This window comes from Dyella sp. AD56, from assembly GCF_002878475.1.
Lineage (GTDB): Bacteria > Pseudomonadota > Gammaproteobacteria > Xanthomonadales > Rhodanobacteraceae > Dyella.
On sequence record NZ_NRDP01000001.1, the window covers coordinates 72,355 to 84,889 of the forward strand.

The 12,535-nt window shown below is 64.1% G+C and carries 13 protein-coding genes; 6 read left to right on the forward strand and 7 right to left on the reverse strand.

Annotated features, from left to right (window positions below; translation table 11 throughout):
* Positions 1 to 25: 25 nt before the first annotated feature.
* Positions 26 to 655, reverse strand: a complete 630-nt coding sequence (locus DyAD56_RS00335; protein WP_102300756.1) for a pit accessory protein — start codon at positions 653 to 655, stop codon at positions 26 to 28.
* Between the two features lie 198 nt (positions 656 to 853).
* On the opposite strand from DyAD56_RS00335, the gene DyAD56_RS00340 reads away from it, so the two are divergent.
* Positions 854 to 2,179, forward strand: a complete 1,326-nt coding sequence (locus tag DyAD56_RS00340) for a hemolysin family protein (RefSeq protein ID WP_102300757.1) — start codon at positions 854 to 856, stop codon at positions 2,177 to 2,179.
* A 39-nt stretch (positions 2,180 to 2,218) separates the two neighbouring features.
* Here the strand turns inward: DyAD56_RS00340 and DyAD56_RS00345 are convergent, their stop codons facing one another.
* Positions 2,219 to 2,995 carry an RNA methyltransferase gene (locus tag DyAD56_RS00345; RefSeq protein WP_102300758.1) on the reverse strand — a complete coding sequence of 259 codons (777 nt, stop codon included), beginning with the start codon at positions 2,993 to 2,995 and terminating at the stop codon, positions 2,219 to 2,221.
* A 157-nt stretch (positions 2,996 to 3,152) separates the two neighbouring features.
* Between DyAD56_RS00345 and DyAD56_RS00350 the strand changes: the two genes are divergently transcribed.
* The gene (locus DyAD56_RS00350) at positions 3,153 to 3,956 is read left to right on the forward strand and encodes an inositol monophosphatase family protein (RefSeq protein WP_102300759.1); all 804 of its coding nucleotides are present in this window, start codon (positions 3,153 to 3,155) and stop codon (positions 3,954 to 3,956) included.
* Between the two features lie 73 nt (positions 3,957 to 4,029).
* Here DyAD56_RS00350 and hda read toward each other — a convergent pair whose 3' ends face one another.
* From hda to DyAD56_RS00365, 3 genes are all read right to left on the reverse strand, one after another.
* Positions 4,030 to 4,734 (reverse strand): DnaA regulatory inactivator Hda, encoded by a 705-nt coding sequence (hda, locus tag DyAD56_RS00355; RefSeq protein ID WP_102300760.1) that lies wholly within the window; start codon positions 4,732 to 4,734, stop codon positions 4,030 to 4,032.
* Entirely contained in the window at positions 4,731 to 5,918 is a 1,188-nt protein-coding gene (locus DyAD56_RS00360) for an AI-2E family transporter (protein ID WP_102300761.1), read from the reverse strand. The genes hda and DyAD56_RS00360 overlap by 4 nt, the downstream gene beginning before the upstream one ends.
* A gap of 82 nt (positions 5,919 to 6,000) precedes the next feature.
* Positions 6,001 to 6,981: a DUF2066 domain-containing protein gene (locus DyAD56_RS00365; protein ID WP_102300762.1), complete on the reverse strand. Its 981-nt coding sequence runs from the start codon at positions 6,979 to 6,981 to the stop codon at positions 6,001 to 6,003.
* 148 nt (positions 6,982 to 7,129) lie between these two features.
* Between DyAD56_RS00365 and purM the strand changes: the two genes are divergently transcribed.
* Genes purM through DyAD56_RS00380 form a run of 3 tightly spaced genes read left to right on the forward strand, consistent with a single transcriptional unit; the run spans position 7,130 to position 9,603 of the window.
* Positions 7,130 to 8,158, forward strand: a complete 1,029-nt coding sequence (gene purM / locus DyAD56_RS00370) for a phosphoribosylformylglycinamidine cyclo-ligase (protein ID WP_102300763.1) — start codon at positions 7,130 to 7,132, stop codon at positions 8,156 to 8,158.
* A gap of 4 nt (positions 8,159 to 8,162) precedes the next feature.
* A complete protein-coding gene (gene purN, locus DyAD56_RS00375; RefSeq protein WP_102300764.1) occupies positions 8,163 to 8,831 on the forward strand; it encodes a phosphoribosylglycinamide formyltransferase in 669 nt (222 codons plus the stop codon).
* A 55-nt stretch (positions 8,832 to 8,886) separates the two neighbouring features.
* Entirely contained in the window at positions 8,887 to 9,603 is a 717-nt protein-coding gene (locus tag DyAD56_RS00380) for a DUF3108 domain-containing protein (RefSeq protein ID WP_199178849.1), read from the forward strand.
* Positions 9,604 to 9,675: 72 nt separating this feature from the next.
* Here the strand turns inward: DyAD56_RS00380 and murA are convergent, their stop codons facing one another.
* The gene (murA, locus tag DyAD56_RS00385) at positions 9,676 to 10,935 is read right to left on the reverse strand and encodes a UDP-N-acetylglucosamine 1-carboxyvinyltransferase (protein ID WP_102300765.1); all 1,260 of its coding nucleotides are present in this window, start codon (positions 10,933 to 10,935) and stop codon (positions 9,676 to 9,678) included.
* A gap of 43 nt (positions 10,936 to 10,978) precedes the next feature.
* Positions 10,979 to 11,218, reverse strand: a complete 240-nt coding sequence (locus DyAD56_RS00390; RefSeq protein WP_102300766.1) for a BolA/IbaG family iron-sulfur metabolism protein — start codon at positions 11,216 to 11,218, stop codon at positions 10,979 to 10,981.
* 254 nt (positions 11,219 to 11,472) lie between these two features.
* Here DyAD56_RS00390 and DyAD56_RS00395 point away from each other — a divergent pair, with 254 nt between their 5' ends.
* Positions 11,473 to 12,483 (forward strand): KpsF/GutQ family sugar-phosphate isomerase, encoded by a 1,011-nt coding sequence (locus tag DyAD56_RS00395; RefSeq protein WP_102300767.1) that lies wholly within the window; start codon positions 11,473 to 11,475, stop codon positions 12,481 to 12,483.
* Positions 12,484 to 12,535: the final 52 nt, after the last annotated feature.

The following is a 12,535-nucleotide window of genomic DNA, read 5'->3' on the forward strand; positions in this document are numbered from 1 at the left end:
AAGGGAGAACGTCATCGTGCCGGCCTCAGGAGTTCTTCAAGACGATCGAATAAACGGTGTTACCGACATCGCGGCACTTATCGATGGCCTTTTCCAGCAGCTCGAACAAATCCTTCGCCAACATCGCACGCATGGCATCACCACCTTCCACGTACAGCGTGCGATACGGCGAGAGCAACATGCGGTCACCTTCCGACTCCAGCGTCTGCAGGCGGTCCTGCAGCTTCTTCACCGGGTCGATACGCAGGCCGCGGCGTAGTTCGCCGATCATTTCCGAGACCACCGCCGTGGCGCGCTCCAGCACGAGTGCACGGGCGCCGAAGTCCACATCATTCATGCGGTCAGAGACAATCTCGTAGCGCTCGGCGAACTTCTCGATGGTCTTGGGGATCTTGTAGAGCGCCGAGTTGAGCGCCTCGATGTCCTCGCGGTCGAGCGCAGTGACGAAGGTATTCACCAGTTCCTCGCTGATCTGCCCCGCCAGCGCCTTCTCCCTGGCACGCGCAGCGGCAAAGGCGGCCATCACGGGTGCGTGATCCTTGCGCGTCACCAGGTCGTGTAGCGCCTTGGCGCTTTCCTGCGCTGCTTCGGCGCTCTGCTCGAGCAGGCCATAGAACTTGTCGCCTTTGCCGAAAATCGTTTGCAATGAAAACATGCGGTTATTGCCTGGGGTGCGGAGGGCGGAAAATGACGCGTATGTTACAGGAGGCCCCTGCCGCGCCGCATCAAGGCCCCAACCCATCCCATGGGGAGGGCTCTTGGACTCCAAGGGGCTGTCACGAATCTGGTCCGGCTTAGGCCTTACACTGCGTCTCATGTCCATTCGCGACCTTACTCCCGGCCGGCGGCCCCGATGCTGACCGAAATCGCCACTGTCGTCCTGCTGTCTCTGTGCAACGGCTTCTTCGCGTTGTCGGAGATGGCTCTGGTTGCCTCGCGCAAGACGCGCCTGAAGCATATGGCCCGCGGCGACAGCCGCCGGGCCCGCATGGCCCTGCGCAACGCCGAAGCGCCTGAGCGCTTCCTATCCACTGTGCAGGTGGGCATGACCCTGGTGATTCTGGTCACCGGTGCCCTCGCCGGCGATGCGCTGGGCGACCACATCGCTACTGCCATCCACGGCGGCCGGGCAGCCTGGATGGAGCCCTACGCCAAAGTCATCGGCTTGGTGCTCGGCTTTGGGTTGATCTCCTTTATCCAGATCGTGATCGGCGAACTGGTGCCCAAACGACTCGCACTCTCCGCGCCGGAGCTGATCTCCGGCTATGTATCCATGCCGATGATGGTGCTGTCGCGCATCGCGGCCCCGTTCGTATGGCTGCTCAATGTCACCAGCGGCCTCCTGCTGCGGATGCTGAATGTCAAAGGACGCGGTAGCGACGTCGCGACTGAAGAAGAAATCCGGCTGCTGGTCGCGGAAAGTGCCGAACACGGCATACTGGATCGCGACGAGCACAACATGGTCAATCGCGTACTGCGATTGGGTGACCGCGCAGTGGACAGCGTGATGACGCCGCGCACGCGCATTGTCTGGCTGGATGCCGCGGCACCGTTCGAAGAGAACGCGGAAATCCTGCGCACTACACCGTATTCCCGCTATCCGGTTTACCGCCAGGACGAAAGCGACATTCCCGGCGTGGTGGAAGTGAAGCGCCTGCTTCGCGGTTTCGCCGAGGGCAAACCGGACATCTTCGGACAGCTGTCCAAACCGCTGTACGTGCCCGCCACGGCGCGTGCACTCGACCTGCTGGAAGAGTTCCGTGACGCGGAAACCCAGCTTGCGCTGGTCGTCGACGAATACGGCGATATCGTGGGCCTGGTGACGCTCAACGATCTGCTCGCCGCCATCGTGGGTGCCACTCAGTTGGGTAGCAACGACAAGGCAGAAAGCCCGCTGATCACCCTCCGCGACGACGGGAGTTGGCTGCTGGACGGCTCGCTATCGACCGACGACCTGCGAGAACTGCTGAAGGTCGATGCACTGCCCGGCGAGGAAGAGCACGAGTACCGCACGGCCGCCGGCATGGTGATGGCGGTACTGGGGCATATCCCTCAGGCCGGCGAAACCTTCGACTGGCGCGGCTTTCGGGTGGAAGTCGTGGACCTGGATGGCGCGCGCATCGACAAACTGCTGATCACGCCACAGCCGAAGATCGACGTAGACGAAGACGGGTTCTGACCACCGGACGCACGCCTAGCGCCGGCGGCGAGCGATGCGTCACTCGCCCTTCGATGACTTGTCCTTGCCACTGGCGATCTGCGCCATGCGCTGTGCGTCGGCGAAGATGCCATGCATCACGCGCAGTTCGCGCTCATCGGGCTGCGCCCGCTGGAACAGTTTGCGCAGGCGCAACATGATGGTCGTCGGTGCGCGGCCCTTATGGAATTCGATGTCGTCCAGCATCTGCGCCAGATGCTCGAAGAAGCGTTCCATCTGCGCCGCATCGGCCGGCGGTTCGGCATCGGCGCGCGTCGGCGCGGCGACGTCGCCCAGCGACGCCACGCGCAGCTCGTAGGCCATCACCTGCACAGCCTGCGAGAGATTGAGCGAGCTGAAATCATCCACGCTGGGAATGCGCACCATGGCGTGACAGCGCGCAAGCTCCTCGTTCTCCAGCCCCGTGCGTTCGTTGCCAAACACCAGCGCCACCTGTTCGCCGCGCGCAGCGGCAGCCAACGCCCGGGTGGCCGCCTCGCGCGGGGTGATCTCCTCCAGGTCCACGCCGCGGCGACGGGCCGAAAGCCCCAGCGCCAGACTGGTACCCGCCAGCGCGTCGACCAGGCCTTCCGTCACCATGGCGTTCTCGAACACGTCGTCCGCGCCCGCAGCGAGCGCCGAGGCTTCCGGGTCAGGGAAACGGTGCGGCGCCACCAGCGCCATTCGGTCGAAGCCCATGGTGCGGATGGCGCGGGCTGCGCTACCGATATTGCCGGGATGCGAGGTGCGCACCAGCACGTAGCGGATGCGGGCGGCGAGGTCGGAATCAGCGCTCATGGGGACCGGGAAACTTGTGAAACGGGCGCAAAGCTTGGAAATGTCCGGCCGTCCTGTCAAACCCGACCCGTTCCGCACCCGCCTGCCCGGCCTGACCCGGCCCGCCGTCTCTGCTAGACTTTGCCGCCGAAACCCCGTTCTTTTGAAAGCCGAAGCCATGCCAAGACCCGCCGTCAACGTCGCGGTGCGCGCCGCGCGCTCCGCAGGAAACATCATCCTGCGCTACATGAATCGCATCGACGGACTCAACATCGTCGAAAAGCAGCGCATGGACTTCGCCTCGGAAGTGGACCGCCTGGCCGAAGCCGAAATCGTCAAGGAACTCAAGCGCGCCTACCCGACGCACGGCTTCCTCGCCGAGGAAAGCGGCGCCATTGGCAAGGGTCCGCTGACCTGGGTGATCGACCCGCTCGACGGCACGCACAACTACCTGCGCGGCATTCCGCATTTCTGCGTCTCCATCGCCCTGCTCGACAAGGGCGAGCCGATGTACGCGGTGGTGTTCGACCCGCTGCGCGATGAGCTATTCACCGCTAGCAAGGGTGATGGTGCCTACCTCAACGACCGACGCATCCGCGTAGGCAAGCGCGACAACCTGGGCGGCTCGATGATCGCCACCGGCTTCCCGTACCGTCAGCGTTCGCACCTGGATGCTCAGCTCGATATGACGCGTGCCATGCTCGGCCAGGCCGAGGACATCCGTCGCTCCGGCTCCGCTGCCCTGGACCTGGCCTACGTGGCCGCCGGCCGCTACGACGGTTTCTTCGAGATCGGCCTGAAGCCGTGGGACATGGCCGCCGGCGTTCTGCTGGTGCGTGAGGCGGGTGGTCGCTACTGCGACTTCGCCGGTCGCGACGGCATCCCGGAAAGCGGCAACATCGTTGCCGGCAACCTCAATGTGGCGCAGGCGATGGTCGATGCGATCGGCGCCAATGCCACGCCGCGGTTGTTGATGGCCTGAAGAAACACAGGCCGCTCAAAAAAAGGCGCCCCTAGGGCGCCTTTTTTTATGCCTGCCACCGTTAGAAGAGGTTTCAGGCGCCCGGTTCGGTGTCGCGCAGGAACTCACGCAGGAATGGCACCGTGATGCGTCGCTTTGCCGCCAGCGATGCCTGGTCCATGCGGTCCAGCAGATCGAGCAGTGCACCGAGATCACGCTTATAGCGGGTGAACAGCCAGTCCAGCACCGTGTCGTCCAGCTCGATACCGCGAGTGGTTGCCTCTTGGCGAAGCACTGCACGGCGCTCGGCATCGTCCAGTGGCTTGAGCAACACCTGCTGCAAAGCCCCAAGGCGCGAGCGGAGGTCAGGCAGACCAAGACCCAATTGGGTCGGCAACGCTTCGGCGGAAAACAGCAACGCAGCGCCTTCGGCCTTGGCCCGGTTGTAGACGTCGAACAGGGCGTGCTCGGCCTCACGATCGCCGGCAATGGCGCCCAGATCGTCCAGTGCAAGGAACTCACTACCTGCCACGCCACGGATGGCGGCCGCCTTGTTGCCAATACTTGCCAAAGGCAGGTACTGCACCGTGCGACCATCCTGGACAGCTGCCTGACAGGACGCCACCAGCAAATGGCTCTTGCCGCTACCGGCAGGACCAGCCAGATACAGCCACGGCGTGCCCGGCACGTAGGCGACCTGCTCCACGGCAGTCAGCGTCACAACGTTGCTACCGGGATGGAAGTCTTCGAAACGCTGGCGGCGGGGCCAGCGCAAGGCGAGCGGCAACTGCGGAATCATGGAGGGGGTACTGCGTCCTTCTTGCTGCCTTCTTGATCGACGGTCGTCCGGGTTTTCACCTCCCCGGCAGAGGTCTCAACCACCACATCCACTTCGGTGAGCAAGGGATCGCCCTCGCCCTCCTCTTTATACAAATCGCTCTGCCGGTAACGCTCTGCCAGATAACGCAGCAGTACCAGGATCACCGACGCGGCCGGCAGTGCCAACAGCACGCCAAGGAAGCCGAACAGGTAACCGCCTGCCAGCACGGCGAAAATCACCGCCACCGGATGCAGGCCGATCTTGTCACCCACCAGTTGAGGCACCAGCACATAGCCTTCCAGCAACTGGCCGGCGGTAAAGATGCCCACCACCATCAGCACATGGGTCCAATCGCCGTACTGCACCATCGCGGCGATCAACGCGGAGCCAAAGCCCACGATGAAGCCCAGGTACGGCACAAAGCTGAGCAGGCCGGCGATCATACCGATCAGCGGGCCGACCGACAGCCCCATCAGTGTCAAGGCGCCGCCGTAGAAGACGCCCAGCGCCAGCATCACCAGCAACTGGCCACGCACGAACGCACCCAGCACGTTGTCCGACTCACGCGCGAGGTGGGCGATAGTGGGCTCGACGGAGCGCGGCAACATGCTGTCGACCCAGGCCACCAGCCGGTCCCAGTCGCGCAGCAGATAGAACGCCACCACCGGGATCAACACCACGTTGGTCAGCCACATCACTACGCCGACGCTGGAGCGGGAGATCTTGCCGAGCAGCACGGACGCGGCATTGCCGATCGAACCCAGGTGGTCCTTGATCTGCTGCACCAGACGGTCGGTGTCGAACGCGCTCGGGTCCAGATGCAACTTGGCCTGCAGCCACGGTAGCGCGGTAGTCCGGGCCCAGTCGACGTAGTGCGGAATGTTCAACACCAGGTTCTCGACCTGGCGCGAGATCAGCGGAATCAACAGCAGTAGCGCACCGATCGTCAACAGCAGCAGCACGATGAACACGATGCTCACCGCCAGCGTGCGCCCCATGCCAAATCGCTGCAGGCGGTCAGCCAGCGGGTCACCCAGGTAGGCAAGCATGGCGGCGAAGGCAAACGGCATCAGCACCGGCGCGAGCAGCCAGAACACGTAAAAAATAGCCGCAGCAATCGCGAGCATCTGCCAACGGCGGGAGCTGTCTGCTGTCATCGACATGGCTCATCCCATGAGGTCGGAAACAAAAGCCGTGTGCCGGATCTAACCGGCACACGGATGACACGCCGTTCGCGGCGCGTGATCAGCGGACCCAGCGCAAGCTGGCGTCAGCATCACTGTGCGAATCCCCACGCAGCAAGCGTCCGCCTGCCGCAAGGCTGTTCGCCAGCGCATCCATCGGCAAGGCCGCCTTGATCGCGAACAGCATGCCATCGCCCTGTGCGCTCAACGTGGTGACCTGACGGACATTCGGATCGTCGCGAAGCACGGCTACGAGGTTGGCGTAATCCATGGCCGAATTGACCTGCGACACCCAGAGCTTGCCGTCGACCGTGGCCGAACCGATCACGTTCAACTGTTTGCCAAGTCGGTCGACCAAGCCGTTGCCTGCATCGGTCTGCACGGCGGCGGCATTGGCGCCCTGCGTGGTCCACTTCTGCTGCGGGCCGCCCGATACCAGCGCCCAGTCGGCGGCGTTGCCATGCATCTGGCCGAGCAGGATCAGGCCGGTCTTGTACTGGCGAGCCAACGCAGCGACCTGGTCGGGTTCCGCACTGGTCAGGTTCGGGGTGTCCCCGGTCTTCGCGGGGTCGGCCAGCACCGTGCTGTAGCCCTTGGCGGCCAACGTCTGCGTGAGGGTGGCCAAGGCGTCGTGCGTAAGCACGCTGCCGTCCTCGTCGCGCACCACCAGCAGCACCGGCGGACGCGAACCGCTGCTGGCTACGCCCATCTGAGCCACCGCGCGCTGCACGGCGGCCTGATCGAAGGTCACCTGCAGGGCCATGCCCGTGGTGGCCCGCTGGTACTGGTACTGCTGGACGATACCGGACGCCCCCTTGAGCACGTCGGCATAACCGGGCTTGCTGCTCAGGTCCTGCCCCCCCGACGTACGCGCCAGCACCTGGGCCAGGGCGTCGCCAAAGGCGGCGTTGCGGGCGGTGTCGCTGGTATCCGCCACGGAAACGACCACGGTATAGGGCGACACCTGCCCCTGCGCATGCACGGACAGCAGCGGGGCGAGGCCCAGCAAGAAACAGATGAGCAGCAGGCGGGACAGACGCATGGGGAGCGATATCCGGTGGGGAACGCAGGAAGTCTGCCCAATCCGCCCGGCAGCGTCCATCGAAGACATCCCGGTTCAGGGTCCGGGCCCGGGAAAGTGGCCACCTACACTGCTACAATCCGACGTTTCCCAACGCCGGGTTGCCCCCATGTCCGACGCCCTCACCTACCGCGCCGCTGGCGTCGATATCGACGCAGGCAATGCTGTTGTCGAACGCATCAAGCCGCTGGTCAAGCGCACCTCCCGCCCCGAAGTCATGGGTGGCCTGGGCGGTTTTGGCGGTCTGTTCGATCTGTCCGGCAAATACAAAGAGCCGGTGCTGGTCTCGGGTACCGATGGCGTGGGCACCAAGCTGAAGCTCGCCCAGCAGTTGGGCCGCCACGACACCATCGGCATCGATCTGGTGGGCATGTGCGTCAATGACGTGCTGGTGCAGGGTGCCGAGCCGCTGTTCTTCCTCGACTACTTCGCCACCGGCAAGCTGGACGTGGACACCACCGTGGCCGTGGTCGGCGGCATCGCCAAGGGTTGCGAACTGGCTGGCTGCGCACTGATCGGCGGCGAGACAGCAGAAATGCCGGACATGTATCCGCCGGGCGAATACGACCTGGGCGGCTTTACCGTTGGCGCGGTGGAGAAATCGCAGTTGCTCAGTGGCGAGAAGATCGTCGCCGGTGACGTAATCCTGGGCGTGGCTTCCTCCGGCCCGCACTCCAACGGTTACTCGCTGATCCGCAAGATCCTCGAGCGCGCTGGCAACCCGCTGGACCTCGACCTCGGCGGCGTCACGCTGGCCGATGCCCTGATGGCGCCCACCACCATCTATGTGAAGCCGATGCTCGACCTGCTGAAGAATCAGCCGGTGCATGGCATGGCACACATCACCGGCGGCGGCCTGAAAGAAAACATCATCCGCGTGGTGCCGGAAAACCTCGGTATCGCCATCGACGCCTCCGCCATCGTGTTGCCGCCCGTGTTCGAGTGGCTGATGCGCGAAGGCAACGTGGCGCGTGAGGAAATGTGGCGCACGTTCAATTGCGGCGTGGGCTTCACCGTCATTCTGCCGCGCGACGCCGTGAGCGCCGCCAGCGAACTGCTCGCCAAGCACGGCCTGAAGAGCTCGGTGATCGGTGAAATCGTTCCTGCCCAGGGCGACGAGCGCGTCCACATCGGCTAAGCCTGTGACAACTCAGCGTCTTCGCGTGGCCGTGCTCGCCTCTGGGCGCGGCAGCAATCTGCAAGCCCTGATCGCCGCGCGCGACGCGGGACAACTGCCCATCGACTTCGTCGTGGTCGGCAGTGACAAAGCCCACGCCGGTGCATTGCAATTGGCGAAAGACGCGGGCATTTCCACGTTCACGCTGGATCCCAAGGCATTCGCCAAGCGTCGCGATTTTGACTTCGAACTGTTCCGCCAGCTCGATGCCAGCGGCGCGCAGGTACTCGTGCTGGCCGGCTTCATGCGTATTATCGACGGCGAAGCACTGGCGCCATGGGTCGGCCGGATGATCAACATCCACCCATCCCTGCTGCCCAAGTATCGCGGCCTGCACACGCATCGGCGCGCGCTCGAAGCCGGCGATGCCGAACACGGCGCCAGCGTGCACTACGTGACGGCCGAACTGGACGGTGGCCCGGTGATCGCGCAGGCCCGCATAACGATCCAGCCGGGCGACGACGAACATCAACTCGCCCAGCGTCTGCTCGCCTACGAACATCAGTTGTTGCCCGCCGTGCTGACGCTCATGGCCGATCAGCGCCTGGACCTGATTGCGCCCGATCGAGTAGCACTCGACGGCACGTTAATCAGTGCGCCGCTGCAACTGCGAAACGGCACATTGGTTGACTGAGCGTCCGACGCGTCTCTACAAGTCGTTCAGGATGAACACGTAGACTTTGGTCCCCATGACCGCATCCAACTCTCTCCGCATGTTCGCCGCCGGCCTTGCGCTGGCGCTCTCCACCACGGCCGCCTTCGCCGCCGCGCCCGCACCGGCTCCGTTCACGGCGACCTACCAGGTATCGCAGGGTGGACAGGTCATCGGCGAAGCCGTGATCACGCTCAAGTCCACCGGCAACGAGCAGTGGGTCTACAGCAACCAGATCAAGGGCACGGCAGGTATCGCCGCCGCCCTGGGCGCCAATTCCTCGGAAACCACCAAATTCCGCTGGAACAACGACGCCCCTGAAACCGTCAGCTACGACTACAACATGGACGCTGGCTTCAAGAAGAAGCAGCGCCATACCGAGGTCAACTGGACCGGAGGTCAGGTGACGGTCGACGAAGGCAAGGGCCCGATGACGTACCCAAGCGCGCCCGGCATGGTGGATCGCAACACCACGCCGTACGCCATTGGCCTGGCGCTGCGCACCGGCAAGCAGTCCGTGGCACTGCCTGTGGCGGTGAAGCGCAATGTGGAAACACAAGAGTTCAAGGTGACCGGCAAAGACACCGTCAAGGTGCCTGCCGGCAGCTTCCAGACGGAACGCGTGGTCCGCAGCGGCGACGAGAACGTCTTCAGCGCGTGGTATGCCCCGCAGAAGTACCCAGTGCCAGTGAAGCTGACGCAAAGCGACGGCGGCAACCTTGAGTTGCAGCTGGTGAGCTATAAGCAGCCGTAATCCGGCGACGGTGCTCCTGCGAAACGAAAAAGGCCGCTTTCGCGGCCTTTTTCTTGGGCAGTGCGTTGCCGCTTACGACGGCAGTCGACGAATCTTTGCGCCCAGTACGCCCAGCTTCTCTTCGATGTTCTCGTAGCCGCGATCGATGTGATACACGCGATCGACGGTGGTATCGCCCTCGGCCACCAGGCCTGCCAGCACCAGGCAGGCGGACGCGCGCAGGTCCGTCGCCATGATCGGCGCGCCACTCATCTTTTCCACGCCCTTGATGATGGCCGTGTTGCCTTCCAGGCGGATGTCCGCGCCCAGGCGCTGCAGTTCCAGCGCATGCATGAAGCGGTTCTCGAACACCGTTTCGGTGATCACGCCCACCCCTTCGGCCACGCAGTTGAGTGCGGTGAACTGCGCCTGCATGTCGGTCGGGAACGCCGGGTACGGCGCGGTGGTGATGTTCACCGCCTTCGGGCGGCGGCCGCGCATGTCCAACTCGATCCAGTCCGCGCCAGTGGAAATTTGCGCACCGGCCTCTTCCAGCTTGGCCAGCACGGCATCCAGCGTATCGGCGCGAGCGTTGCGGGCACGCACCTTACCGCCGGTCATGGCAGCGCCGACCAGGAACGTACCGGTCTCGATGCGGTCGGGCAGCACTTCGTACTCAGCGCCGTGCAAGCGCTCGACGCCGTGGATGATGAGCGTCGAGGTGCCGGCGCCTTCGATCTGCGCACCCATGGCGATCAGGCAATGCGCCAGGTCGACCACTTCCGGTTCCTGTGCCGCGTTCTCGATGATGGTGGTGCCCTGCGCAAGCGCAGCGGCCATCATGATGTTCTCGGTGCCGGTGACGGTCACCATGTCCATGGAGATCCGGGCGCCCTTCAGGCGCTTGGCCTTGGCCTTGATGTAGCCGTTTTCCACGACCACCTCGGCACCCAGCGCCTGCAGGCCGCGGATGTGCTGATCAACCGGGCGCGAACCGATCGCGCAACCGCCAGGCAGCGACACTTCCGCCTCACCGAAGCGAGCCACCAGCGGGCCGAGCACGAGGATGGACGCACGCATGGTGCGCACCAGGTCGTACGGGGCGAAATACTTGTCCGTGGAACGCGGGTCGACGTGCATCTTCATGCGGTCGTCCAGCACCAGCTGCGTGCCCATCTGGCCGAGCAGTTCGATAAAGGTGGTCACGTCGTGCAGGTGGGGCACGTTGCTGATAGCCACCGGCTCATCGGCCAACAAACAGGAAGCGAGGATCGGCAGCACGGCGTTCTTGGCACCGGAAATACCCACCTCACCGTGGAGCGGCTCGCCGCCACTGATCAGGATCTTGGCCATTAAATATCCTTACGAAATCGATTGCACGGGGCGCTGCGCAGCCTCAACGGCGCGCCGCGACCTCCGCAGGAGTCAGCGTCTTCAGAGCCAGCGCGTGGATCGCACCGCCCATGAGATCCCCCAAGGTCGCGTAAACCAGGCGATGCCGGGCCAGCGGCAACTTGCCCGCGAACTGCTCCGCCACCACTTCGGCTTCGAAATGCACGCCGTCGTCGCCGCTCACAGCAGCCTGCGCACCAGGCAGGCCTTGTTCGATCATTGCCTGGATGGTGGCAGCGTCCATGGTTTTTCCACTTACAGATAGGGGTCAGTGCCATCGATCCGGACAGGAACCGAATCCAATGTCACCGACTATGACGTTAAAATGCGAATATGCCATGTTAATGGAAAACCTCTGTCGCAGAAACGACACGTGATGATGGCGCCCGCCTCCTTCAAGCCGTCCATTTCGCATAACATAATGATTAATCGGAATTTTCCATCCATGGACAACCCGTTCAGGGTCATGGCGGAAATCCGGCAGACTTTCGAGGACGCATGAACGCCCACGTCGCCCCAGCCAAACAGCACGCGATCAATGCTGATGCCATCGTGCAGAGCGCCCGCACCGTGATCGCCACCGAGGCTGCAGCCATCCGCGCGCTCGAACCGCGTGTCGGCCCCGAGTTTGTGGAGGCCTGCCGCCTGATCATGGGCTGTGCCGGTCGCGTAGTGGTCACTGGCATGGGCAAGTCGGGCCACGTCGCTCGCAAGATCGCGGCCACCCTGGCATCGACCGGCACGCCGGCCTTCTTCGTCCATCCGGGCGAGGCCAGCCACGGTGACCTCGGCATGATCCTGCCGCAGGACGTGGTGCTTGCGCTGTCTAACTCGGGCGAAACCGACGAGGTCCTGTTCATCCTGCCGGTAATCAAACGTCAGGGTATCCCCCTGATCGCCATTACCGGCAACGCCAACTCCTCGCTGGCCGACCAGGCGAGTGTGCACTTGGACGCCAGCATTGCCGCCGAGGCGTGTCCGCTGGGCCTGGCCCCCACCGCCAGCACCACGGCAGCGCTGGTGATGGGTGACGCCCTCGCCATCGCCTTGCTGGAAGCGCGCGGCTTCACGTCGGAAGACTTCGCCCGTTCGCATCCGGCGGGCAGCCTGGGACGCCGCCTGCTGCTGCACATCAGCGACGTCATGCACACGGGCGAAGGCATCCCAGCGGTGGCACCCAATGCGTCGCTCACGCAGGCGCTGGTGGAAATGACCCGCAAGCACTTGGGCATGACCGCCGTGGTCGACGCGGACCGCCACCTGCTGGGTGTGTTCACCGACGGTGACCTCCGTCGCGCGCTTGACGACGATGATCTCGACCTACGCGGCGCGACCGTAGCGGAACTGATGACCCGCGGCCCCAAGACCATCGGTGCTGACAAGCTCGCCATCGAGGCCGCCCAGTTGATGGAAAAGCACCAGATCCACGCGCTACTGGTGGTCAACGACCAGCAGCAGGTAGTCGGCGCCCTGAACATTCACGATCTGCTCCGCGCCCGTGTGGTCTGATCGAAAGGTTCGGCTGCTTTCCTTTACGGCGTCCACCGTCCGGCCCGCCCGG